Origin of the sequence: Nonomuraea sp. NPDC050536 (assembly GCF_044457685.1) — a bacterium.
GTDB lineage: Bacteria > Actinomycetota > Actinomycetes > Streptosporangiales > Streptosporangiaceae > Nonomuraea.
Window position 1 is genome coordinate 14,973 of record NZ_JBITHD010000003.1, and the last position, 23,426, is coordinate 38,398.

A 23,426-nucleotide genomic window follows, 5' to 3' on the forward strand; every position below is an offset into this window, starting at 1 on the left:
GTCATGGCAATCGAAGTCAAGGACGTCATGGGCCGCGTGGCCATCGCCGTGCACGAGGACGCCACCTTCGGCGACATCGTGGCCGCGATGAAGCGTTACGCGGTCGGCGCGGTCACGGTGATCGACCTCGAGCGGCGGCCGATCGGGGTGGTGTCGGAAGACGACCTGCTGCTCAAGGAGACGGACACCGTACGGCACGCCATCAGCATCTTCGAGTCGCGCAAGCAGCGCACCGAGCACGTGAAGGCGCAGGCCATCACGGCGTCGGAGCTGATGACCAGCCCGGCCATCACCGTCACGCCGACCACCCCGGTGCGCGACGCCGCCCGGCTCATGCTCGACAAGCGGATCAAGCAGCTTCCCGTCGTCGAGCCGATCACCGGCCAGATAGTCGGCACCCTGCACCAGACCGACGTGCTGCGCATCTTCACCCGCCCGCTGGAGGAGATGGCGGCCGACATCCGCGCGCTGCTGCCCAAGGGCGTTTCGTTCGACGTCTACGACGGCGTCGTGACGCTCTCCGGCCGGGTCGCCCGCACTTCCGAGGGCATCGCGCTGATCGAGGCCGTACGACAGGTCGAAGGCGTCATCGACGTCTCCTCCGAACTGGTTCACGACGCCGACGACCTCCTCATCGTGCCGCCGCAGCTGTGATGGAGACCACCCGGCGCATCGAGGTGCGCGGCATCGAGCAGGGGGTCGGCTTCCGGCCCTTCGTGCACCGGCTGGCGACCAGCCTCGGGGTTCGCGGCAGGGTCCGCAATGCCGGTGGCCATGTCGTCATCGACGTCACCGGCAGCCCCACGGCCGTGGACGCCTTCGTCTGCGGCCTGGACGAGGGCAGGCCGGACGCCGCGCGGATCGGCCAGGTCATCGTGGTCGAGCGTCCCCCCGCCAACCCCCACGGCTTCGGCGGGCTGCCGGAGATCCCGCCCGACCTGGCGACGTGCGCCGACTGCCTGCGTGAGCTGTTCGCCCCCGGGAACCGGCGCTACCGCTACCCGTTCATCAACTGCGCCGCCTGCGGCCCGCGCGCCACGATCATCGAGGCGCTGCCGTACGACAGGGTCAGGACCAGCATGCGCGCCTTCGCGATGTGCCCTGCCTGCGCGGCGGAGTACTCCGACCCCGCGGACCGGCGTTTCCATGCGGAGCCGATCGCCTGCCCCGGCTGCGGGCCCCGGTTGCGCTTCGCGGGCGTGACGGGCGAGTCCGCGCTCCTGGCCGCAACGGAGATCATCGGCGCGGGCGGGGTGGTGGCCGTCAAGGGGCTGGGCGGCTTCCAGCTCGTCTGCGACGCGATCAACGAGGAGGCCGTCTCCCGCCTGCGCGCAATCAAGGACCGCAGAGGCAAGCCGCTCGCGGTGATGGTGCGCGATGTGACGGCCGCCTGCGCGCTGGCTCACCTCGAGCCGCCGGACATCTCGCTGCTGACCTCGCCCTCCGCGCCGATCCTGCTGGCACCGCGGCGCCTCGGCATGCTGGCGGCGGGCATCTGCGACGGCATGGCCGATCTCGGGCTGTTCCTGCCCTGCACGCCGCTGCACCACCTGCTGCTGGACGGATTGCGCCGCCCGCTCGTGGTGACCGGCGCCAACCACGCAGACAGCCCGATGCCGATCGACATGGTGAGCCTGCCGGTGGACGGCGTCCTCGACCATGACCGGCCGATCGTGAACCGCTACGACGACTCGGTGGTCCGCAGCCGCGGAACCACCATCCGGGCCGCGCGGGGTCTCACCCCCGCTTCACACCGGCTGCCGGTCGCCTCGCCCGAGCCGCTGCTGGCGGTCGGCGCCCAGCTGAAGAGCACCTTCACGCTGGCCGACGGGGAACGTGCCGTGGTCGGCCCGCACATCGGCGACCTGGCGGACGCCGAGACGCTCGAGGCCTACGACGTCGCGCTGGACCGGCTGCGCGCGATCCACCGCATCACCCCTGCCGTCGCCGTGCACGACCTGCATCCCGGCTATCTGTCGACCAGGATCGCCCGCCGGTATCCGCGGCGGCTGGCCGTACAGCATCATCATGCGCATGTGGCCGCTGTCGCGGCCGAGCACGGGCTGGAGCCGCCCTTCCTCGGCGTGGCCTACGACGGGCTCGGGCTGGGCGACGACGGCACGTTCTGGGGCGGCGAGCTGCTGCTGGCCACCTACACCGGATACGAGCGGCTCGGCCGCTTCTCTCACGCGCCGATGCCCGGCGGAGCGGCGGCCGTTCGCCGGCCCGACCGCATGGCGCTGGGCTACCTGCTCGGCGGCGAGACGTTCCAGGCCCCACCCTCAGGTCTCGCCGCCGATCTGCCCGACCGGGAGGTGATCGAACGGATGATCGCCCAGCAGCTGAACTGCCCGCGCACCTCCAGCGCGGGGCGCCTGTTCGACGCCGCGGCCGCGCTGCTCGGGCTCTGCTCGGTCAACCGTTTCGAGGGCGAGGCCGCCATGCTCCTCGAGGCCGCTGCGACCGGCCCGGCCGAGCCGCTGGCCTGGCGGCTGGAGCGGCGCGACGGGTTGTGGGTGTACGACGGGGTGGCCACGCTGGCCGATCTCCTGGCAGCTCGCGCCGACGGCGAGCCGGTCGGGAAGATCGCCGCCGCCTTCCACGCCACCATCGCCGCCGTCACCGTGCTGATGTGCGAGCGCGCCTCGGAGATCGGCACGGTCTGCCTGTCCGGCGGCGTGTTCCAGAACCGGCTGCTGGCCACCGAGGTGATGGCGCGCCTGGAGGAGGCCGGGTTCGAGGCCTACATCGGCGAGCGGATCCCCGTCAACGACGCCGGCATCAGCTTCGGTCAGGCCGCCATCGCCGCCGCGAGCCTGTCAAGTGCCTAGAGCGACCCTGAGTTCCTGAGGTGCCTGACCCGGACGATGCCGGGCACGGTTCTGGCGAGCACATCGGCGATCTGATCGGCGTACTCGTGCGGGGCTCCGCTGAGCACGGCGACTCCGTCAGTGACGTCGACGTGCCAGCTGGGTCCGAAGGGATACACCTCGCGCAGCACGGCCTCGACCTCGACCCGCAGGTCCTCGTCCGTCCTGACGAGCATCGTCAGCAGGTCACGGCGGCTCACGACGCCGACCACGCAGTCGCCGCGCATGACGGGCAGGCTCTTGAATCGCTTGCCCACCATGAGGTTGACGACGGCGGTGATGTCGGTGGTCTCCGTCGCGGTGACCGGGTCGGGAGTCATCACGTCCTCCACCAGCCGCGGCGGCGGCCCGGTGAGCGGCTGCACGGGACGCGCGTGAGCGCGGGGATCGGGTTCGAACTCCCCGCACAGCAGGTCGAGCTCGCTGACGATCCCGACCAGCCGGTTCTGGGCGTCGAGGACGGGGGCTGAGCTGATGTCGTGCTGGTAGAGCAGGCGGATGGCCCGCCGTACCGGGTCGGTGCGGCGGACCGTGATGGCCGGACTGCTCATCACTTCCCGGACGAGCATGATCTACCGCCCTTCCCACTTGGAGTCGTCCTCTTTCCAGGTGATCTTGTCGATCACGTCGACGACTCCGTTGACGCGCTGGGTCAGCCGTACGGCTATCGCCGCCTCGGAGCGCAGTCGCATCGAGCCGCTCAGCGTGACCACGCCGTCCTTGACGTCGGCCTGGACACCGTCGGTGTCCATCCACAGCACCCGGCCCAGGATGTCGTCCCGGATCTCCGCGGCGAGGTCGGCGTCGGACCTGGTGAACACCTTGATCAGGTCACGGCGGGAGACGAGGCCCACCAGCCTGCCGTCGGTGTCCACCACCACCAGCCGCTTGACCTCCCGGGTCTCCATGATGCGGGCGGCGGAGCCGATCGGTGCCTCGGGCGAGACGGTGATCGGCGGAGCGCTCATCAGCTCGCCCGCGGTATCACCGGTGGCCTTCTCCTTGGCCTCGGGGTGGCGCAGCCGGGCACGCAGCGGCGGCTTGTAGCCCTCCCGGTAGAACTGCTCGCGGAACTCCTCCTTGCGGAGCAGGTCGGCCTCCGACACCATGCCGACCACCCGGTTGTCGTCGTCGACCACGGGGACGGCGCTGATGCCGTGCGCGATCAGGGCCTCGGCGATCTCCTTGAACGGCGTGTCCTGTTTGACCGACCGGACCCGCGTGCTCATCACATCGGAAACGGTCATGTGCATGGTGGACCTCCTCTGTCCATTTCCATCCCATCTCTGGGCCGATCCGTCAGGTAGAGGCGGAAGTCCCGTCTTCAGTCAGCGCAGCCGCCGCCGCAGTGCCGAGGGCGGCGGCTCGCAGGCGACCAGCCGGACACGCGCGTCGACCGTGGTGGCGCCGCCGGGAGTGACGATGACCGGGTTCATGTCGAGCTCGGCCACCTCGGGCAGGTCCTCCAGCAGCCTGCTGACCCGGACCACCTGGTCGGCCAGGGCCTCGGCGTTCACCGGCACACTGCCGCGGTAGCCGTGCAGCAGGGGTGCACAGCGCAGCTCGCCGATCATCTCGGTGGCCTGCCCGTGGGTCAGTGGTGGCACCCGGAAGGTGCGATCGGCCAGCAGGTCGGAGGTGACGCCGCCCATGCCGACCATGACCAGCGGGCCGAACGCCGGGTAGCCGACCCCGCCGACGATGATCTCGACTCCGCTGGGGAGCATCGGCTGCACGATCGCGCCGGTCATCTCCTGTCCGATGGTGGCGGCCATGTCGCGGTAGGCCTGCCGTACCTCTTCCTGAGTGCGCAGATCGAGCCGCACGCCGCCGACCTCCGTCTTGTGCAGAGGTCCTGTCGCCTTCAGTACGGCAGGCAGCCCGACCAGGGCGGCGGCCTCGGCGGCCGTCGCGGGACCGTCCACCGTGATCGTCTCGACCATGGTGATGCCGTAGCAGCCCAGCAGCCGCTTGACTGCCTGGGGAGACAGCCATCGGCCGTCCGGATGGCCTGCGAGTTCGGAGGCGACCAGGCGGCGGGCGGCGGCGGTGTCGGCGGCCGGGGCGGGGACGTCGACAGGTTGCGGGCGGCGTTCCGCGAAGTCGGCCGCGTGGGCCAGGGCGGCCACGGCGTCCTCGGGGAAGGCGTAGCTCGGGATGCGGTCGTCGATCATGCCGTCATGCCCCACCAGGCAGGCCAGCACGGTGTTGGTGGCGTGCCTGGTCGCAGTGGCGATGGCCCGGCGGGTCGCCTCCAGGCCGTCGCCGAACGGCGGCGTGTAGACCACCAGCACCGCGTCGACCTCGGCCGAGGAGGCCAGCCCGCGGACCGCGGTGCCGATCTGCGCGGCCGTGGCACCCGCGGTCAGGTCGACCGGATTGCCCAGCGCCGAGGCTTCCGCCTGACCGTCGAGCAGGCCCGCAGGCAGCTCTGGCACGGTCAGGCCGTGGCGTTCGCAGGCGTCGGCGGCCATCGCCTCCGGTCCGCCGGAGTTGCCGACGATCGCCACCCTGCGGCCCCGCGGCAGTGGCTGCGTGGTGAACAGGCGGGCGGCGTCCATCAGCTCCCGCACGCTGTCCAGCCGGATCACGCCCCCGGCCCTGACCAGCGCGTCCACCGCGACGTCAGGGGTGGCCGCCGCGGCGGTATGGGAGCGCACGGCCCGGCCGCCGGAGTCCGAGCGGCCGCTCTTGACCAGCAGGATCGGCTTCTTGGCGCTCACCCGGCGGGCGATGCGGGCGAACCTGCGCGGGTTGCCGAACGACTCCAGATACAGCGCGATCACCCGGGTCGCCGGGTCGTCCTCCCAGTACTCCAGCAGGTCGTTGCCGCTGACGTCGGCCTTGTTGCCGACCGAGACGAACGACGAGACCGGCGTCTGCTGGAGCAGGGCCGCGCCGATCGCGCCCGACTGCGACATCAAGGCCAGCGAGCCGGGGGCCGGCGTGCCCGGCAGGAAGCTGGCGTTCAGCCGGGCCGCGCTGGTGACCAGGCCCAGGCAGTTGGGGCCGATCAGGCGCATGCCCGCGGTGCGGCAGATCTTCACCAGGTCGTGCTCGGCCTCGTACTGCCCGCTCTCGGCGAAGCCCGACGACAGTACGGCCAGCCCGCGCACCCCCGCCTCCGCGCACTCGCGAGCCACGTCCAGCACGTGGACGGCGGGCACGGCCACCACCGCCAGGTCCACCGGGCCTGGCACGTCGCGGACGCTCGGATAGCAGGTCAGCCCGGCGACCCTGCGGCCTTTCGGATTGATCGGATAGATCGGCCCGGCGAAGCAGCCGTCGATGAGGTTGCGCACGACCATGTGCCCGATCGCCGAGGGGTCACGGCCGGCCCCGATCACGGCCACCGACTGGGGCGCGAGGACCCGGCGTAGCGACGCCCGCTCGGCCTGGTGGTCGCGGGCCTCGATACCGGCCACCAGCCGGGGTGTCGGGGTGACGCCGATCCGGGCGTGGACGGTGCCGTCCTGGAAGCGGCGGCGCACGTCCAGGCCCAGATCGGCGAGCACCTTGATCATCTGGTTGTTCTCGGGGAGGACGTCGGCCACCAGCTCGCTCACACCGAGCTCGGCCGCGTCCAGGGCCACGTGTTCCAGCAGCAGGGTGCCCAGGCCGTGGCCGTGCACCGCGTCGTCGATCAGGATCGCCAGGTCCGCGGACCCGCCCTTGATCGGGATGTACTCGGCGACCGCCACCAGCCGCCCGTGCAGGACGGCGACCAGAGCGTGCCCTGGATAGTCCGGGCCGGTGATGCGATCCATGTAGCCGTGAGCCGTCGCCTTGCCGCCGGCGAAGAAGCGGAGGTACGCGGACCGTTCCGAGGTACGGTCGACGAGTTCGTGCAGCGCTTCACGGTCGGTTGTCGTGAGAGGGCGCACGTGGGCGATGCCGCCATCACGCAGCAGGACGTCGTATCCGTCAGGCATGGCGCAACTCCAGTTCCGTCACGGGCCGGCGAGGTGCCCGGGGCACGGACGGGCCGTACCGCCTCATACCTCGACGATGCCCCGCGCCCCGGCCGCCCGATAAGTGCCGAAGGTCCCACTCCCGCGGGTCCCTTGGCCGCTTCTTCACCGCGCGCCCGGCTTCACGAGCGGGTCAGGATTACCCCTCGCCGCCCACTAGGGACTTTGTGCCCTGGTTTCCACTGTGTGATCGGTGTGACCGTGAAGGTGTAGCGCCGTGAGCATGGGGGGGTCGTTGTGCACGCCGTACACACCCAAGCGGAAAGGGTCGACTCGGCTGTGTCCGCGCAGGTCAAGGAGACGCACGCCGCCGTTCTGTTCCTGGTCGGCGAGCACGTGTACAAGATGAAGAAGCCGGTGAATCTGGGTTTCCTGGACTTCACCACCCGGGAGGCGCGCAGAGCCGCCTGCCATGAGGAAGTCGAGCTCAATCGCAGGCTCGCGCCCGACGTCTACCAGGGGGTCGCCGACGTCACGGGCCCGGACGGTGAGCTGTGCGAGCACCTCGTCGTCATGCGGCGGATGCCGGATCAGCGGCGCCTGTCGGCTCTGGTACGTTCCGGCAGGCCGGTCAACGAACACCTGCGGGCGATCGCCCGCCTGGTCGCCGGGCTGCACGCGAAGGCGAGGCATGGCCCCCAGATCGACCACGAGGGCAGCCTGGAGTCGTTGCGCCGCAGGTGGTGCGACAGCTTCGCGCAGGTCCGTGGCCTGCCGGAAGCGGTCATCCCTGCTGAGCTCCTGGACGAGATCGAACATCGGACCCTGCGTTTCCTGGACGGCAGGGCCCCGCTCTTCCAGGCGCGCATAGCGGAGGGGCGCATCGTCGACGGGCACGGCGACCTGCTGGCCGAGGACATCTTCTGCCTCGACGACGGGCCGCGCGTCCTGGACTGCCTGGAGTTCGACGAGCACCTGCGCTTCCTGGACGGGCTGGACGACGCGGCGTTCCTGGCCATGGACCTGGAGCAGCTGGGCGCCCCTCGGCTGGCTCAGCGCTTCCTGAGCTGGTACGCCGAGTTCTCCGCCGACCCCGCGCCGCCGACGCTGTGGCACCACTACGTGGCCTACCGCGCCTTCGTCCGCGCGAAGGTGGCCTGCCTGCGCCACTGGCAGGGGCAGCAGGACGCGGGCCGGCAAGCCAGGAGGCTGGCCGAGCTCACCCTGCGCCACCTGCGCGCGGGTGGGGTGACGATGGTCCTGGTCGGCGGCGAGCCGGGTACGGGCAAGTCGACCCTGGGCGGCGCGCTGGCCGACCGTCTCGGCCACACGCTGCTGCGCAGCGACCGTATCCGCAAGGAGCTGGCGGGGCTGGATCCGCTCCAGCCCGCCGGCGCGCCGTACGGCGAGGGCATCTACAGCCCCGCCCACACGCAGCGCACCTACCAGGAGCTCTTGTCGCGGGCCGAGCGGCTGGTGTCGATGGGCGAGCCGGTCGTGCTCGACGCCTCCTGGGCCGACGGCCGGCACCGGGCCATGGCGCAGGATGTGGCCGGCCGTACCGCGACGGAGCTTGTGGCGCTGCGCTGCACGGTGAGCCCGCGGATCGCCGCCGAGCGGATCGCCGGCCCGCGTGACATCTCCGACGCCGACGAGAGCATCCGTACGGCGATGACCGTCGCGCCGTGGCCGGAGGCGACCGAGATCGACACCGGAGTCGCGCTGGAGCAGTCGGTCGAGCGGGCGATCGGGACCATCCACCCGCTGGAGTCGGAGATCACCTGGCGATTCCTGCGCCCGCGGATGGAACCCGACTGACGGCTGTCAGCCGCCCCAGGGGTCGATGGGTCCGCGCACGCGGCGCACCGGCTGCAGGGACAGGCCGGTCCGGCGGGTTACATCGCGCTGACGGCTCCTGTGACGTACGGGATCAGCCAGATCGCCCAGACCACGATGCTGAGCTTGTGGAATGTGAGCTTTTCCGCTGGCTTGTTGCGAACGAGGACGATGATGGCCCACAGAAGGTGCACGGCCATCAGGACCAGGGCGATCGCCCCGCTCACGATCATGATGCTGGTCAGGCCGTCCGCCGCTTGCCCGGCCGCGGCCCGCTGGTCGGCGATCAGGCTCATGAGGAAGGTGCCGGTGGCGTCACAGGTCAGACCGAGCAGGAACATGCCGGCGTGCCACCGTTTCAGGATCCTTCGCCGGCGTTCGGCCCAGACGCCGATGGTGTAGAAGATCAGCGCAAGCGTAATGATCACGATGGCGAACGCGAGCATGGCGGGTTCCGTTCAGTAGGAGACGACGCCTCGCTCAACCTAGGCGGCACGGATCGCGCCACACATCGTTCAAAAGGTGTATTCCTGGCAGAGCTGTAGCCGAACGCTGTCGTGCGATGGCCTACCAGGACCGACGACCCAAGCGCGTCTCGGCGTTGGAGCGGGGAGGCTCTGCCTTGGGTGCGGGCATGAACCGGCCGAGCTCGCTGCGGACTTGGTAGTGAAGGCGCATCAGGCGCCGGGTGGAGCGAACCCGCGGCGGCACCGGCTCGCGCAGCGCGCGCTGTGCGGCGGGTAGCCGGGCCAGGTCGGCGCTGCACCGATCACGGATCGTGCCGATGGTCTCGGAGGCCGCCAGCCGGCGCCCCGCGATCATCACGGGTGCGAGCAGTGGCCGGTGATCGGGCGGCGGGCTCTCCTCGCGCAGGCCGACCACATCGCCGGTCGGACCGCGGAACACCTGCTTGGCGCCGGGCGCCGTGGTCTTCCCTGGTGAGAGCTTCATCACCGCACGCTCGCCGTACGCGACCAGCTTGTAAGCAGTGTCGAGATAGGGCGCGTCGGCCGAGACGCCCATCTTCGTGCCGACGCCGTAGGCGTCGATCGGGGCGCCGGCCGCGACCAACTCGGCGATGGTGTACTCGTCCAGCCCGCCGCTGGCGAAGATCTTGGCGTCTCTCATTCCCGCTTGATCGAGCAGTTGACGGGTACGGCGAGCCAGGCTCGCCAGATCCCCGGAGTCCAGGCGGACGCCGATCGGGCCGGGCAGGCGCATGCGACGGGCCACGTCGATGGCCGCGTGCACGCCGGAGATCGTGTCGTAGGTGTCGACCAGGAAGGTGGTCATGCCGGGGAAGTCGGTGGCGAACACCTCGAACGCGACCCCCTGGTCACCGTGAGCCTCGATGAAGGAGTGCGCCATCGTTCCCGCGGCCTGCAGGCCGTAACGGCGTGCGGCTTCGACGTTGCTGGTGGCCGCGAACCCGGCGATGGCCGATGCTCTGGCCACGGCCATGGCGGCGTCCAAGCCCTGGGTGCGGCGGAAGGCGAAGTCCACCAGTTGGGCGCCGCCCGCCGCCAGGACGCACCTGGCGGCCTTGCTGGCCACCGCGGTCTGGAAGGTGACGTGGTTGAGCAGGACGGTCTCCACAATCTGCGCCTGCGCGATGGGAGCGGTCACCTCGAGCAACGGCTCGCCCGCATACACCACACGCCCCTCCGGCACCGCCCACACGTCCCCGGTGAAGCGCATCTTCTCGAAGGCGCGCAGGACATCGGGGCCGTAGCCCTGGGTGTCGGCCAGGTAGGCGAGTTCCTCGGGAGTGAAGCGGAAGCCTTCCAGGAAGGCCAGGCAATCCTCGAGTCCTGCGGCGACCAGGAAGCCGCGGCTGGGTGGCAATCTGCGGACGAACAGGCTGAAGGTCGCCGCGTCTGTCAGGTCATGCCGCAGATAGCTCGCGGCCATGTTCAGCTCGTACAGATCCGTGAGCAGTCCACTGGCCATGTCCCCAGTTTCCCGGACACCCCAGGACGAATCCGGAGCCCAACGGCCCCAATCCGGGGGCCGTTGGTCCCGTACGACCTCGCGCAGGAGATCCCGGGCCGTTCATCGCTGGAGGCAGGCACTCTTTCGCACGCGCTGCCGACGGGCTTGTGTCAGGCCCCACCCCAGACCGGAGTGTCGGCGACGTCGTCGTGCTCCCAGGTGAGCTTGGTGCGGACGGCCACCACGCCGTCGAGGTTCTCCGCCATCCCGGCCAGGGCGATCGCCTCACTGTGTCTGTGCACCCTGCCGGACAGCGTGAGCACACCGTCATCGACGTCGACGTCCAACCGCGCGGGGTCGGCCCACACGGCGTATCGCGGGATGGCCTCCAGCATCTGGCGTTCGATGTCGGCGTCCAGACGGAGGAAGACCTTGAGCAGGTCCCGGCGGCTGACGATGCCGACCAGCTTGCCGTCGGCGTCCACCACTGGCAGGCGTTTGACGCCGTGCCGGTCCATCCTGCGGGCGGCTTCGACGACGCGGGTCCTGGGGGTGGTGACGTAAGCGGGTGCGGTCATCAGCTCGCCGGCGGTCTCCCCCTTGGCCTTCGCGCGGCCGATGCCCTCGCTGCCGAAGGATCGGCGGATGCGTGAACGCAGCGGCGGGTGGTATTCGTCGCCGTAGTACTGCTGCTTGAACTCCTCCTTGGCCAGCAGGTCGGCCTCGGTGACGACGCCGAGCACGCGGCCGTCGTCGTCAAGCACCGGCAGGCCGCTGACGCCCCGCTTGATGATCAGTTCGGCCACCACGTGGAAGCTCGCGTTCTGATTGACGGCCGCCACATCGGTGGTCATCACGTTCCCGACGGTCGTTGTCATGGGATCCTCCTGTGCTTGACCCGGACGACGCCGGGCACGGTGCGGGCGATTTCATCCCATCGCCGGCTCGCCGGCCGAGGTAGGGGCAGAGGTCCCGTTCGTCGGGTGGTCATCCAGGGATGGCTCAGGGCTGACGTCCTTCAGGTACGGGACCTTCGGCCCTCACCATCAGCCCCGGATCATGATGCTGTGGACCTGGGTCTGCTGGAGGTGGCTGTCATGACCGACCGGGACAAGGAACGGGCGATCCGAATCGCGCTGGAGGCCGCCACCTGGGCGCCCTCCGTCCACAACAGCCAGCCCTGGTCCTTCTCCATCACCGGGGACGAGATCGCCGTGCGTGCCGACCCCGAGCGCAGGCTGCGTTACGGCGATGCCACGGGCAGGCAGCAGCTGATCAGTTGCGGCGCCGCCCTCTTCAACCTGGTCACCACGCTGCGCTGCCAGGGATACGAGCCCGTCACCAGGGTCCTGCCCGACCCGGACCGGCCCTCCTTGCTGGCCACCGTACGGGCAGCAGGATCCGCGGACGTCGACGAGCTGACCAAGGCCCTGCGCGCCGAGGTCAAGCGCCGTCGCACCCACCGGGCGGGATTCACCGACCTGCCCATCCCTGACCGGCTCATCGACGCGCTCGTCGCCCAGGCAGGCCGGGAAGGCGCCAGGCTGACCCCCGTCCGCTCTCCCGTCGCCGTGGCGGTGGTGGCCGCCCTCACGCAGGCCGCGCAGGGCGTCCAGTCCCAGGACCGCGTGCTGAATTTGGAGGTCATCCGCTGGGCCCGTCCACCTGGCAGCTCCCGCGCTGACGGCGTCCCCGCGGACGCCTATCCGGCCGAGCCCGCCCGCACCAGCCCGCACTTCCCGCAACGCGACTACGCCTGGCGCCACGAATGGGGCAACCCATCCGACCAGAGCGCGTCCGCTTCGTCTGGAGTGCTGACCCTGCTCACCACCTCCGGTGACACCCGTGAGGAGTGGATCGCCTGCGGCAAGGCGCTCCAGCGGACCCTCCTGTACGCCTCGGCCCACGGGGTCAGCGCCGCCTTCCACACCCAGGCGCTGGAGATGCACCATCTGCGCGAGTATCTCCGTCAGGAACTCTGCTCGGGCGAATACCCCCAGATGATCATGCGGCTCGGCATCACCTTCGACGATACGAGCGCTGTACGGCGCCCACTCCGTGACGTTCTGGACCAGAGCCTCGGCTGCGGTAGATGATGTAAGGCCTGGTCAGATAGCCGATCGGCGCGGTGAGCATGTGGACGAGCCGCGTGAACGGCCAGATGGCGAACAGCAGCAGCGCGCTCAGCGCGTGCAGCTGGAACAGCAGCGGCGCGCCGGCCATCAGCTCGGGCCGGGGCTGCAAGAGAAAGATCGAGCGGAACCACGGGGAGACGGTGGCGCGATAGTCGTAGCCGCCGCCCAGGATGTTCGCGGCGACGGTGGCGGCCAGGCCGAGAAGGATCGTCAGCGCCAGAACCGCGTACATGGCCTTGTCGTTGCGGGTGGTGGCGCTGAAGACGGGTCCGACGGTGCGGCGCCGGTAGATGAGGATGGCCAGGCCGGTCAGCGTGCAGGCACCCGCGATGGTGCCCAGCGCCACGGCTGTGACGTGGTAGAGCTCCTCGCTGACGCCCACCGCCTCGGTCCAGCTCTTGGGGATCACCAGGCCACCCACATGGCCGAGGGCGACCACCAGGATGCCGAAGTGGAACAGCGGGCTGCCCAGCCGCAACAGCCGCGATTCGTACAGCTGCGACGAGCGCGTCGTCCAGCCGAACTTGTCGTAGCGATAACGCCACACGTGTCCCATGACGAAGATCGTCAGCGCGACGTAGGGCACGATCACCCACAGCAGGATGGTCACCGGTCGCCTCCGATCGCGTAAGGCTCCAGCCCGACCTCCTCCGCCGGCGGCCCGTCGGCGGCCAGCCGGGCGGCGGCCAGCCGGTCGCGCGCCGTCGGCGGCGGCAGGGTGGCGATGACGGCGTCGACGATGTGCCTGTACGGCGAGCGTTCCGAAGCCAGCCCCTGGGACAGCAGTTCGAGCCCGGGGCGGTTCTCGCGCAGGAGACGTACGGCCTGCGCCGTGCCGCCCCGGGCGGACAGCTCGCACACCACGGCCAGGTGGTCCGGCAGCTCACCGTCCGCGGGCTCGAAGCCCGCCTCGCGGAAGGCGTGTTTGAACCGGAGCAGCGCCATGCCGCGCTTCCTGGTGTCCCCGCACGCGTAGTACGTCAGGTACGGACAGCATCGGCGCTTGAGGTCGAAGGTGGCGACGTAGTGCTCGGCCAGCTCTCCCGGTGTGACCGTGTCCAGGTGGTCCAGGAAGGCGGTCAGCGAGGTGGCGGGAAGGGTGGAGACCGCCATGCGCAGCATCGGGACGGCCTCGAACAGCTTGTCGTCCGGGTAGCCGAGCAGGACGGAGGCGGCGAGGTGGATCGTGCGCACCTGGTTGTCGGTCATGAGTCCTTCTTGGGTGGGAAGAGTCCGTCGGGCAGGCCTTTGCCGTCCCAGTTGAGGAGGTTGACGCGACCGCTCAGCCGGTCGCCCTCCTGCCGCTGCTTGAGTGCGTGGAAGTTCTCCACCGCGACGGGATCGGGCAGGCCGGAGGCCTCACCGAAGGGGCCGTTCATCCCCGGTCCGCCCTCGTAGTCCAGGCTGCATCCGACGGCGGCCTCCTCCAGGCGGCCGGCCTGCTCGGCGTGGGCCTTGGGGATGACGTAGCGCTCGCCGTAGGGGGCGATGGCCAGCAGCCGGTACATGGCCTCCACCTGTTCGCCGGTCATGCCGACGGCCTCGGCGATCGTCTCGTCGCGTTCCTGGCCGAGGTTGACGCGGCGCAGGTAGGAGCGCATGGCGGCCAAGCGGCGCAGCACCGCGCGCACCGGCTCGGGATCGCCCGCGCTGAACAGCTCCGCCAGGTAGCCGACGGGGATCCTGAGCGCGTCGATCGCGCCGAACAGGTTGCCCGCGTCCTCACCGTCGTGCCCGGTCTGGGCGAGCACGTCCACCACCGGTGACAGCGGCGGGATGTACCACACCATCGGCATCGTCCGGAATTCCGGATGCAGCGGGAGGGCGACGCCGTACTCGAAGATCAGCTTGTGGATGGGCGAGCGTCGTGCGGCCTCCAGCCAGTCGTCGGGAATGCCGCCGGCCCGGGCGGCGGAGATCACGGCAGGGTCGTGCGGATCGAGCAGCACGCTCCTGTGCGCCTCGAACAGGTCCTTCGCCTCAGGCGTGGCGGCCGCCTCGGCCACCCGGTCGGCGTCGTAGAGGACGAGCCCGATGTAGCGGAGCCGCCCCACGCAGGTCTCCGCGCACACGGTCGGGATGCCGACCTCGACGCGCGGGTAACAGAACGTACACTTCTCGGCTTTGCCGGTCTTGTGGTTGAAGTACACCTTCTTGTACGGGCAGCCGGTGACGCACATCCGCCAGCCGCGGCAGCGGTCCTGGTCGACCAGGACGATGCCGTCCTCCGACCGCTTGTACATGGCTCCCGACGGGCAGGAGGCCACGCACGACGGGTTGAGGCAGTGCTCGCAGATGCGCGGCAGGTAGAACATGAACGCCTGCTCGAACTCCAGCTTCACCTGGTCCGACAGCTTCCTGAGCACCGGGTCGGGTGACGGGTCGCCGGCCAGGTTGTCGTCCCAGTTCGCGCTCCAGGTGATCTTCGTGGGCTCGCCGCTGATCAGTGACCTGGGGCGGGCGACCGGGGTGTCCTCGGTGGCCGGCGCGGAGAAGAGCCGGTCGTAGTCGTAGGTCCAGGGTTCGTAGTAGTCGCCGATGGACGGCATGAGCGGGTTGGCGAAGATGGTGAGGAGTTTCTTCAGCCGTCCACCGGCCTTCAGCCTGAGCTTCCCGCGACGGGTCAGCTCCCAGCCGCCCTTCCAGCGTTCCTGGTCCTGGTAGGTGCGCGGGTAGCCCTGTCCTGGGCGGGTCTCCACGTTGTTGAACCACACGTATTCGGTGCCTGCCCGGTTGGTCCATGCTTGCTTGCAGGTCACCGAGCAGGTGTGGCAGCCGATGCACTTGTCCAGGTTCATCACCATGGCCAGCTGTGCCATGACGCGCATCAGTAGTCCACCTCCTGCGAACGGCGGCGGATCACGGTGACCTCGTCGCGCTGGTTGCCGGTCGGACCCAGGTAGTTGAAGGCGAACGACAGCTGGGCGTAGCCGCCGATCAGGTGGGTCGGCTTGATCATGAGCCGGGTCAGCGAGTTGTGGATGCCGCCGCGCCGCCCTGACGTCTCGGATTTGGGCACGTCCACGATGCGTTCCTGGGCGTGGTACATGTACGCGGTTCCTTCGGGCATCCGGTGCGAGACCACCGCCCGTGCCACCACCACGCCGTTGCGATTGACGGCCTCCACCCAGTCGTTGTCGGCGATGCCGGCCTTGGCGGCGTCGCCCGGCGACATCCAGATCGTCGGTCCGCCGCGCGACAGGGTGAGCATGAGCAGGTTGTCCTGGTATTCGGAGTGGATGGACCACTTGGAATGCGGGGTGAGGTAGCGCAGCGTGATGCCGTTCGGGCCTGCTTCGCCCAGTCCCGGCTCGCCGAACAGCGCCGTCATGTTGAGCGGCGGCCGATAGATCGGCAGCGCCTCCCCCGCCTCGTGGATCCAGTCGTGGTCCAGGTAGAAGTGCTGACGCCCGGTGAGGGTGTGCCAGGGCTTGCGGTGCTCGACGTTGATGGTGAAGGCCGAGTAGCGCCGGCCTCCGCTCTCGCTGCCCGACCACTCGGGTGAGGTGATCACCGGCACCGGCCGGGCCTGCGTGTCGGCGAAGGTGATCTGCTTGTGCTCGTCCGCCAGCCCGTCGAAGGATGTCCCCGTACGGCGGGCCAGCGTGGCGAACCCGCTCGCCGCCAAATGCCCGTTCGTGGTTCCCGACAGCGCGAGGATCGCCTCGCACATGTCCACGTCACGGGCGAGCGAGGCGTATCCCCCGGCTGCGGTGCCGTTGACCCGGCGAAGCCGCTCGATCTCGCCCGACACGTCGTAGGTGAGGCCCTTGGTGGTGGCACCCAGCCGGTCCAGCAGCGGGCCGAGCGCGGCCATCTTCTCGGCGACGGCCGGGTAGTCACGCTCGACGGTCACGATCTTGGGGAAGTCGCGGCCCGGCACCGGCCGGCGACCGGCCGTACGCCAGTCGTCGACGCGGCCGTGCGGCACGGCCAGCTCGTCGGGGGTGTCGTGCAGCAACGGCACCGCCACCAGATCGCGGCGGGTGCCCAGGTGGACGCGGGCCAGGTCGCTGAAGGCTCCGGCGATGGCGTGGAAGGCGGCGAAGTCGGTCCTGGTCTGCCAGGGCGGGTCGATCGCGGGAGTGAAGGCGTGCACGAACGGATGCATGTCGGTGGAGGACAGATCGTGCTTCTCGTACCACGTCGCGGCGGGCAGCACGATGTCGGAGAACAGCGTGGTGGAGGTCATCCGGAAATCCAGCGACACCAGCAGGTCGAGCTTGCCCCGTGGCGCCTCCGCGCGCCAGGTGACCGCTTCCGGCCGCTGATCCTGCCCGGCCTCCTCGGCCCGTACCGCCGAGTCGGTGCCCAGCAGGTGGCGCAGGAAGTACTCGTTCCCCTTGGCCGAGGAGCCCAGCAGGTTCGCCCGCCAGACCGTCAGCACGCGCGGCCAGTTGTGCGGCGCGTCCGGATCCTCGCAGGCGAAGCCCAGGCGACCGGCCTCGACCTGCTCGACGACGTAGGAGGCGGGGTCGTCTCCCGCCTCGTCCGCCAGGTCGAGCGGGTTGCGGTCGAAGGTCGGGTAGGAGGGCATCCAGCCCAGCCGCGCGGACTGGGCCAGCAGGTCGGCGGTCGCCTTGCCGGTGAACGCGCCCTGGCTCAGCGGGGAGGAGACCACGTCGGCCGAGTACGTGTCGTAGCGCCACTGGTCGGTGTGCAGGTACCAGAAGGCCGTGCCGATCATCTGCCGCGGCGGGCGCGCCCAGTCCAGCCCGAAGGCCAGCTGCGCCCACCCGGTGATCGGCCGGCACTTCTCCTGCCCGACGTAGTGCGCCCAGCCTCCGCCGTTGACCCCCTGGCATCCGGTGAGCGTGGTCAGCGCCAGGAAGGACCGATAGATGGTGTCGGAGTGGAACCAGTGGTTCGTCCCCGCACCCATGATGATCATGGATCTGCCGTGCGACTCCTCCGCGTTGCGCGCGAACTCGCGGGCGATCCTCGCCGCCGCCGCCGCCGGGACCCCGGTGATCGCCTCCTGCCAGGCCGGGGTGTACGGCTCGGCCGCGTCGTCGTAGCCGGACGGCCAGCGGCCCGGCAGCCCGTCGCGGGGCACGCCGTACTGGGCGAGCATGAGATCGAACACGGTGGTGACCAGGTGGCCGCCCACCTCCCGCACGGGAACGCCGCGCTCCAGCACGCCACCGTCCCCGTCGAACCGAGGGAGCGCGACGCTCACGGACTGTCCGGCGTCGAGCAGGGTGAGGGTGGGGTCGACCTCGCCGAGATCGAGGTTCCAGCGGCCCACGCCCTGCTCGGAGTAGCGGAACGCGAGCGAGCCGTTGGGCACGACGGGTTCACCGGTGCGCGCGTCGAGCAGCACGGTGGCGAACGCCGCCTCCGGATCCTCCTGCCCGAGATCGGCCGCGGTCAGGAACTTGTCCGGCAGGTAGGCTCCGTCGCCCGCGCGCAGCCGTACCAGGAACGGCAGGTCGGTGAACCGCTTGACGTAGTCCAGGAAGGGCGGTGTCGCCCGCTCGACGAAGAACTCCTTGAGGATCACCTGTCCCATCGCCATGGCCAGCGCGCCGTCGGTGCCCGGGCGCGGGGCCAGCCACTCGTCGGCGAACTTGGCGGCGTCGTTGTAGTCCGGCGCGAGCACCACCACCTTCTGCCCGCGGTAGCGCGCCTCGGCCATGTAGTGGGCGTCGGGTGTGCGGGTGACAGGGACGTTGGAGCCCCACAGCATCAGGTAGGCGGCGTCCCACCAGTCGGCCGACTCGGGCACGTCGGTCTGGTCGCCGAACACCTGCGGGGAGGCGACGGGCAGGTCGGCGTACCAGTCGTAGAACGACAGCATGGAGCCGCCGATCAGTGAGATGAACCGCGCTCCCGAAGCGTGCGAGACCATCGACATCGCCGGGATCGGCGAGAAGCCCGCCACGCGGTCGGGGCCGTAGGTCTTGATGGTGTGGACGTGAGCGGCGGCGATCATCTCGGTGGCGAGGTCCCAGGTGATCCTGACCAGGCCGCCCTTGCCACGCGCCGCCTGATACCTGCGGCGTTTGCCGGGGTTCGACGTCACGTCCGCCCAGGCCTCGACGGGGTCCAGGCCGCTGCGCCTGGCCTGGCCGTACATCTCCACCAGCACCCCGCGGGCATAGGGGTAGCGCACACGCGTGGGCGAGTAGGTGTACCAGGAGAAGGCCGCGCCGCGTGGGCAGCCGCGCGGCTCGTACTCCGGCCGGTCGCCGCCCACGCTCGGGTAGTCGGTCTGCTGGGCTTCCCAGGTGATGATGCCGTCCTTGACGTACACCTTCCACGAGCACGAGCCCGTGCAGTTCACCCCGTGGGTCGAGCGCACCACCTTGTCGTGGCTCCACCGGTCGCGGTAGTAGATGTCACCGTCGCGGCCACCGATCAGGTGCAGGCTGCGGCCGTCGGCCGCGACCTGGCCGGGCCGGAGGTGCGTGGCGAACCGGAGCAGCTCTTCCATCTTCATGCGGCGGTCTCCCGGAGAACGAACCAGCAGTACACGAGGGCTCCGAAGGCCATCACGGCGAGCAGCATCAGCCCGATGGCGTAGGAAGCCGTGGCCTGGTAGATCAGCCCCATCACGATCGGCGGCAGGAAGCCGCCCAGGCCGCCGGCCGCGCCGACCACGCCCGTGGCGCTGCCGACCATCGAAGCGGGTACGGCCCGGCCGAGAATGCCGAACACCGCGCCGTTGCCCAGTCCGAGGGCGGCGGCCATGCTCAGGAAGCCCACCGTCGCCTGCGTCATCCCCGGCGCGAACGACACGATCAGCGCGCAGGCCACCACGGCCGCCAGGACCGCGGCGAGCACGTTGGCGCCGCCGACGCGGTCGGCCAGCCACCCGCCCACCGGCCGGGCCAGCGTGGCCAGCACCACGAAGCCGGCCGCCCTGGCGGCTGCGTCGGGAACCGTCAGCCCGTAGACCGCCTTCAAGTACAGGGGAAGGTAGACACCGAAGGCGACGAAGCCGCCGAAGGTCAGCGCGTACATCGCGGCCAGTTCCCGGGTGACACGCAGCCGGGCCGCGCGCATGAAGCGCGTCAGGAACGGCTCGGTGGCCGGGGCGGTGCCCGGCGCGTTCCGGCCGACGAGCAGGAAGACCACTCCGGTCGCGGCCAGGGCGACAGCGACGGCGAAGAACGGCGTGCCGCGGCCCCACTGTGCGGCCAGCCATGGCGTGGCGAAGCCGGAGATCGCCGTGCCGATGTTGCCCATACCGAAGACGCCCAGCGCCAGACCGCGACGCTCCGGCGGGAACCAGCCGTTCACGAACGGCACGCCGATCGCGAAGGTGGCTCCCGTGATGCCCAGCACGATGCCGCCCGCGAGCAGGGTGGGATAGCTGTCGGCGAAAGCCAGGAACAGCACCGGCACGACGCCTGCCAGGCTGGCCACCCCGAAGACGAGCCGCCCGCCGTACCGGTCCGTCAACGCCCCCAGGACCATCCGTCCCAGCGATCCGACCACGACCGGCGCCGCGACCAGCACCGCCACGGCGGTCGCGCTCAGCCCGAACAGTTCCTTGTAGACCGGGCCGAGCGGGCTGAGGAGCGCCCAGGCCCAGAAGTTCACCGCGAACGCGGCCGTGGCAAGCACGAGGGCTGTCATCCGCCCCGCCACCGTCGAGGTCGGGGCAGGAGAAACAGACGTCATCGTCTCGTCGTCCTTCTCATGTCGATCGCTTCATTCACCGGCCAGCCTCCTCTGACGGCCGAGTCCACTGGCAGGGTCTTTGGTCCCGAGTTCCCACCCCATTCGCCCCACCGGCCGCGAACCACCGAGCCGAGCAGCGTTGACCCCGTGGCACCGCGTGTGCGGAGCGGATCGTGGCCGACGGACGGATCACAGGGCCGGAAGTCCCGCTCTCGGAAGGTCCAATGGCCGTGTCCGGCCGGGCACATGACCCGTACCGTCGCTGCCATGGCCATGAACCCGTGGGCGCTCACCTACGACGGCTTCGACCCGTCCGCCGAGGGACTGCGGGAGGCCCTGTGCACACTGGGCAACGGCCGCTTCGCCACCCGAGGGGCGACACCTGACGGACGGATGCGCACGCCCGGCACCTATGTCGCGGGCTGCTACAACCGGCTGACCTCCCCGATCGCCGGCCGTACGGTGACCAACGAAGAGCTGGTCAACCTGCCCGACTGGCTGCCCCTGACCTTCGCGACCCCGGACTCGGCGTGCTTCTGCCCGGAACGGTCCGAGCTGCTGGACTACGGGCAGGAGCTCGACCTGCGCCACGGAGTGCTGCACCGCACGGTCCGCTGGCGAGATGACGCCGGCCGCGTCACCTCGGTACGGCAGCGCCGCCTGGTGTCGATGGCCGACCCTGTCCTGGCCGCGCTGGAGACGACGTTCACCGCGGAGAACTGGTCGGGACCGCTGCGGGTGCGTGCCGCCCTGGACGGCCGGGTGACGAACCGGGGCGTGGCCCGGTATCGCGACCTGCGCGGCGACCACCTGACCGACCACCGCACGGGATCGCGGGACGATCTCACCTGGCTGACCGCCAGAACCCGCTCTTCACAGATCACGGTCGCGCTCGCCTCCAGAGTCAGCCTGCCGGGAGAAGTGGGGGTCGAGCGGGACCGGATCACCTCTCACCACGTCCTCGACCTCGTGCCCGGTACGCCGGTGACGTTGACGAAGGTCGTGGCGCTGGCGACTTCCCGTGATCATGCGATCCACGACGCGCGCTCGGCCGCCCTGGAGTGGGTGCGGCAAGCGCCCGGCTTCGACGCGATGCTGGCCCGGCACAGCAGCGCCTGGGATCGGATCTGGGAGCGGGCCACCGTGGAGGTGGACAGGCCGGAACTCGCCCAGATCATCCACCTCCACATCTTCCATCTGATGCAGACCCTGTCTCCGCACACCGCGGACCTCGACGTGGGCGTGCCTGCCAGAGGCCTGCACGGCGAGGCCTACCGCGGCCATGTGTTCTGGGACGAGCTGTTCGTCCTGCCCTGGCTGAACCTCCGCTTCCCGGAGATCTCGCGGGGCCTGCTGCGCTACCGGTGGCGGCGGCTGCCGGAAGCCAGACGGGCCGCTCGGGCCGCCGGGTTCGACGGTGCGATGTTCCCCTGGCAGAGCGGCAGCGACGGCAGCGAGCAGACACAGGCCGTCCACCTCAATCCCCTCTCAGGGCGGTGGCTGACCGACCGATCTCGCCTGCAGCGCCACATCGGCCTGGCCGTCGGCTACAACGTGTGGCAGTACTACCTGGCGACCGGAGCACTGCCGGAGTGGTGCGCCGAGCTCCTGCTCGACATCGCCAGGTTCTTCGCGTCATTGGCCGTCCTCGACCCTTCCTCCGGCCGTTACGAGATCCGCGACGTCATGGGGCCCGACGAGTACCACACCAGCCCAGGTCTGGCCAACAACGCCTATACCAACGTGATGACCGTGTGGTTGCTGATGCGCGCCCGCGAAGCCGCTGATCTGGCGCCCGCACTCCGCCCCGCCGATGACGAGCTGGCGCGCTGGGACGACATCACCCGGCGGATGCGGGTGGACTTCCTCGAGGACGGCGTGATCAGCCAGTTCACCGGTTACGCCGACCTGCTCGAGCTGGACTGGACGCGCTACCGGGGCGTGCGCCGCCTGGATCGGGCCCTGGAGGCCGACGGCGACGACGTCAACCGGTACAAGGCGTCCAAGCAGGCCGACGTGCTCATGCTGTTCTACCTGCTGCCCGCCGACGAGCTGCTGGCGATCCTGGATCGGCTCGGCTACCCGGCAGAGCCCGGCCTGATCCCCCGGACGGTCCAGTACTACCTGGCGCGGACCAGCCACGGCTCGACACTGAGCGCGGTGGTGCACGCCTGGGTGCTGGCCAGGTCCGACCGTGTGCGATCGTGGCGGTTCTTCGCCGAAGCCCTCACCTCCGACATCAAGGACGTCCAGCACGGCACCACCGCGGAGGGCATCCATCTGGGGGCGATGGCGGGCACCCTGGACCTGGTGCAGCGCTGCTACCTGGGGCTGGAGGTCCGCAAGGACGGCCTGCGGGTGAACCCGCTGCTGCCCGACGGACTCGGCATGGTCTCGCTGGCACTGCATGCGCGTGGAGCCCGATTCGTCATCGACGCCGACCGCGATGCGGCACGGATCAACGGTGCCACGCTCCGGTGTGGCGACAGCCGTACGTTCGCATGGGGCGCAGCTGGGCCTTCCGGGCGAGTTCCCGCCGCCGCCGGGCCCTCGCGCGATGGATGAGGAAGGCTCTCATTCCCTGTCACGAGGATGCTGCGGCTCGCTGATCTCGCTGATGACCGGCTTGAGCAGGTCGGCTGTCATCTGGTGGCTGTGCAGCAGCAGGTCGTCCAGGGTCACCATGCCGACGACGGTCCCGCTGTCGACGACCGGAAGACGGCGCAAGGCGTGGCGCCGGAGGGTCTCGAATGCCACGTCGAGATCGTCGTCGGGCCGCACGATGACGGGATCGCGGGTCATCACCGCGCTGATCGGACCGTCGGCCTCGAGCTCGCGCCCGAGCACCCGCAGGGCGAGATCACGATCGGTCACGATTCCCGTGATCTCCCGCCCATCGGTCACGATCACGCAGCCGACACCGTAGTAGTCCATGTGCCGCGCGACATCACGGATCGGCGTGAACGGCGTCACTTCCACGATGGGAGCGGACATCACATCTTTGATCTTCATCGTCGCCCCTCCTTCGTCAGCTCCAGCTTCACGAGAAGGACACGGAACGGGTGGAGGCCAAGGTCCTGAATCGGTGTGCCCCGAGCCATCCTCGAGGAGGA

At 70.1% G+C, this 23,426-nt stretch carries 17 protein-coding genes; 5 read left to right on the plus strand and 12 right to left on the minus strand.

The features are described 5' to 3' along the window. Positions 1 to 3 precede the first annotated feature (3 nt). Both ACIBHX_RS10170 and hypF read left to right on the plus strand, forming a co-directional pair. Positions 4 to 654, plus strand: coding sequence for a CBS domain-containing protein (locus ACIBHX_RS10170; RefSeq protein ID WP_397066105.1), 651 nt, complete (start codon positions 4 to 6; stop codon positions 652 to 654). After that, on the plus strand, positions 654 to 2,831 hold the full coding sequence (gene hypF, locus ACIBHX_RS10175) for a carbamoyltransferase HypF (protein WP_397066107.1): 2,178 nt from the start codon (positions 654 to 656) through the stop codon (positions 2,829 to 2,831). The genes ACIBHX_RS10170 and hypF overlap by 1 nt, the downstream gene beginning before the upstream one ends. Here hypF and ACIBHX_RS10180 read toward each other — a convergent pair. From ACIBHX_RS10180 to ACIBHX_RS10190, 3 genes are all read right to left on the minus strand, one after another. After that, positions 2,828 to 3,439 (minus strand): CBS domain-containing protein, encoded by a 612-nt coding sequence (locus ACIBHX_RS10180; RefSeq protein WP_397066109.1) that lies wholly within the window; start codon positions 3,437 to 3,439, stop codon positions 2,828 to 2,830. The two genes, hypF and ACIBHX_RS10180, sit on opposite strands and share 4 nt — an antisense overlap. A gap of 3 nt (positions 3,440 to 3,442) precedes the next feature. Further along, positions 3,443 to 4,117, minus strand: a complete 675-nt coding sequence (locus tag ACIBHX_RS10185) for a CBS domain-containing protein (protein WP_397066111.1) — start codon at positions 4,115 to 4,117, stop codon at positions 3,443 to 3,445. Positions 4,118 to 4,198: 81 nt separating this feature from the next. After that, the gene (locus tag ACIBHX_RS10190) at positions 4,199 to 6,802 is read right to left on the minus strand and encodes a GNAT family N-acetyltransferase (protein ID WP_397066113.1); all 2,604 of its coding nucleotides are present in this window, start codon (positions 6,800 to 6,802) and stop codon (positions 4,199 to 4,201) included. Between the two features lie 318 nt (positions 6,803 to 7,120). Between ACIBHX_RS10190 and ACIBHX_RS10195 the strand changes: the two genes are divergently transcribed. Then, on the plus strand, positions 7,121 to 8,599 hold the full coding sequence (locus ACIBHX_RS10195) for an AAA family ATPase (protein WP_397066114.1): 1,479 nt from the start codon (positions 7,121 to 7,123) through the stop codon (positions 8,597 to 8,599). Positions 8,600 to 8,676: 77 nt separating this feature from the next. Here ACIBHX_RS10195 and ACIBHX_RS10200 read toward each other — a convergent pair whose 3' ends face one another. From ACIBHX_RS10200 to ACIBHX_RS10210, 3 genes are all read right to left on the minus strand, one after another. Then, positions 8,677 to 9,063 (minus strand): HsmA family protein, encoded by a 387-nt coding sequence (locus ACIBHX_RS10200; RefSeq protein WP_397066116.1) that lies wholly within the window; start codon positions 9,061 to 9,063, stop codon positions 8,677 to 8,679. A gap of 121 nt (positions 9,064 to 9,184) precedes the next feature. Then, on the minus strand, positions 9,185 to 10,567 hold the full coding sequence (locus ACIBHX_RS10205; protein WP_397066118.1) for a nicotinate phosphoribosyltransferase: 1,383 nt from the start codon (positions 10,565 to 10,567) through the stop codon (positions 9,185 to 9,187). 152 nt (positions 10,568 to 10,719) lie between these two features. Beyond that, positions 10,720 to 11,427: a CBS domain-containing protein gene (locus tag ACIBHX_RS10210; RefSeq protein WP_397066120.1), complete on the minus strand. Its 708-nt coding sequence runs from the start codon at positions 11,425 to 11,427 to the stop codon at positions 10,720 to 10,722. 219 nt (positions 11,428 to 11,646) lie between these two features. Here ACIBHX_RS10210 and ACIBHX_RS10215 point away from each other — a divergent pair, with 219 nt between their 5' ends. After that, complete coding sequence (locus ACIBHX_RS10215; protein WP_397066122.1) at positions 11,647 to 12,645, plus strand: Acg family FMN-binding oxidoreductase; 999 nt, start codon at positions 11,647 to 11,649, stop codon at positions 12,643 to 12,645. On the opposite strand, the gene narI is transcribed toward ACIBHX_RS10215, so the two are convergent. Genes narI through ACIBHX_RS10240 form a run of 5 tightly spaced genes read right to left on the minus strand, consistent with a single transcriptional unit; the run spans position 12,569 to position 20,268 of the window. Then, positions 12,569 to 13,240 carry a respiratory nitrate reductase subunit gamma gene (gene narI, locus ACIBHX_RS10220; RefSeq protein ID WP_397067042.1) on the minus strand — a complete coding sequence of 224 codons (672 nt, stop codon included), beginning with the start codon at positions 13,238 to 13,240 and terminating at the stop codon, positions 12,569 to 12,571. The two genes, ACIBHX_RS10215 and narI, sit on opposite strands and share 77 nt — an antisense overlap. A gap of 50 nt (positions 13,241 to 13,290) precedes the next feature. Then, positions 13,291 to 13,893 carry a nitrate reductase molybdenum cofactor assembly chaperone gene (gene narJ / locus ACIBHX_RS10225; protein ID WP_397066124.1) on the minus strand — a complete coding sequence of 201 codons (603 nt, stop codon included), beginning with the start codon at positions 13,891 to 13,893 and terminating at the stop codon, positions 13,291 to 13,293. Beyond that, positions 13,890 to 15,512 (minus strand): nitrate reductase subunit beta, encoded by a 1,623-nt coding sequence (narH, locus tag ACIBHX_RS10230; RefSeq protein WP_397066126.1) that lies wholly within the window; start codon positions 15,510 to 15,512, stop codon positions 13,890 to 13,892. Before narH ends, narJ begins: the two co-directional genes overlap by 4 nt. Further along, entirely contained in the window at positions 15,512 to 19,126 is a 3,615-nt protein-coding gene (locus ACIBHX_RS10235; RefSeq protein ID WP_397066128.1) for a nitrate reductase subunit alpha, read from the minus strand. The genes narH and ACIBHX_RS10235 overlap by 1 nt, the downstream gene beginning before the upstream one ends. Next, entirely contained in the window at positions 19,123 to 20,268 is a 1,146-nt protein-coding gene (locus ACIBHX_RS10240) for an MFS transporter (protein WP_397066130.1), read from the minus strand. The genes ACIBHX_RS10235 and ACIBHX_RS10240 overlap by 4 nt, the downstream gene beginning before the upstream one ends. Positions 20,269 to 20,580: 312 nt before the next feature. Here ACIBHX_RS10240 and ACIBHX_RS10245 point away from each other — a divergent pair, with 312 nt between their 5' ends. Further along, positions 20,581 to 22,878, plus strand: coding sequence for a glycoside hydrolase family 65 protein (locus tag ACIBHX_RS10245; protein ID WP_397066132.1), 2,298 nt, complete (start codon positions 20,581 to 20,583; stop codon positions 22,876 to 22,878). Between the two features lie 9 nt (positions 22,879 to 22,887). Here ACIBHX_RS10245 and ACIBHX_RS10250 read toward each other — a convergent pair whose 3' ends face one another. Next, on the minus strand, positions 22,888 to 23,325 hold the full coding sequence (locus tag ACIBHX_RS10250; protein WP_397066134.1) for a cyclic nucleotide-binding/CBS domain-containing protein: 438 nt from the start codon (positions 23,323 to 23,325) through the stop codon (positions 22,888 to 22,890). Positions 23,326 to 23,426: the final 101 nt, after the last annotated feature.

Excerpts from the sequence above, each read along its gene's own strand:
- narI (WP_397067042.1), bottom strand. The coding sequence starts at position 13,240 with ATGGGACACGTGTGGCGTTATCGCTACGACAAGTTCGGCTGGACGACG.
- ACIBHX_RS10240 (WP_397066130.1), bottom strand. The coding sequence starts at position 20,268 with ATGACAGCCCTCGTGCTTGCCACGGCCGCGTTCGCGGTGAACTTCTGG.
- narH (WP_397066126.1), bottom strand. The coding sequence starts at position 15,512 with ATGCGCGTCATGGCACAGCTGGCCATGGTGATGAACCTGGACAAGTGC.
- narJ (WP_397066124.1), bottom strand. The coding sequence starts at position 13,893 with ATGACCGACAACCAGGTGCGCACGATCCACCTCGCCGCCTCCGTCCTG.
- ACIBHX_RS10180 (WP_397066109.1), bottom strand. The coding sequence starts at position 3,439 with ATGCTCGTCCGGGAAGTGATGAGCAGTCCGGCCATCACGGTCCGCCGC.
- ACIBHX_RS10190 (WP_397066113.1), bottom strand. The coding sequence starts at position 6,802 with ATGCCTGACGGATACGACGTCCTGCTGCGTGATGGCGGCATCGCCCAC.
- ACIBHX_RS10205 (WP_397066118.1), bottom strand. The coding sequence starts at position 10,567 with ATGGCCAGTGGACTGCTCACGGATCTGTACGAGCTGAACATGGCCGCG.
- ACIBHX_RS10170 (WP_397066105.1), top strand. The coding sequence starts at position 4 with ATGGCAATCGAAGTCAAGGACGTCATGGGCCGCGTGGCCATCGCCGTG.
- ACIBHX_RS10245 (WP_397066132.1), top strand. The coding sequence starts at position 20,581 with ATGGCCATGAACCCGTGGGCGCTCACCTACGACGGCTTCGACCCGTCC.
- hypF (WP_397066107.1), top strand. The coding sequence starts at position 654 with ATGGAGACCACCCGGCGCATCGAGGTGCGCGGCATCGAGCAGGGGGTC.
- ACIBHX_RS10250 (WP_397066134.1), bottom strand. The coding sequence starts at position 23,325 with ATGAAGATCAAAGATGTGATGTCCGCTCCCATCGTGGAAGTGACGCCG.
- ACIBHX_RS10210 (WP_397066120.1), bottom strand. The coding sequence starts at position 11,427 with ATGACAACGACCGTCGGGAACGTGATGACCACCGATGTGGCGGCCGTC.
- ACIBHX_RS10200 (WP_397066116.1), bottom strand. The coding sequence starts at position 9,063 with ATGCTCGCGTTCGCCATCGTGATCATTACGCTTGCGCTGATCTTCTAC.
- ACIBHX_RS10215 (WP_397066122.1), top strand. The coding sequence starts at position 11,647 with ATGACCGACCGGGACAAGGAACGGGCGATCCGAATCGCGCTGGAGGCC.
- ACIBHX_RS10235 (WP_397066128.1), bottom strand. The coding sequence starts at position 19,126 with ATGAAGATGGAAGAGCTGCTCCGGTTCGCCACGCACCTCCGGCCCGGC.
- ACIBHX_RS10185 (WP_397066111.1), bottom strand. The coding sequence starts at position 4,117 with ATGACCGTTTCCGATGTGATGAGCACGCGGGTCCGGTCGGTCAAACAG.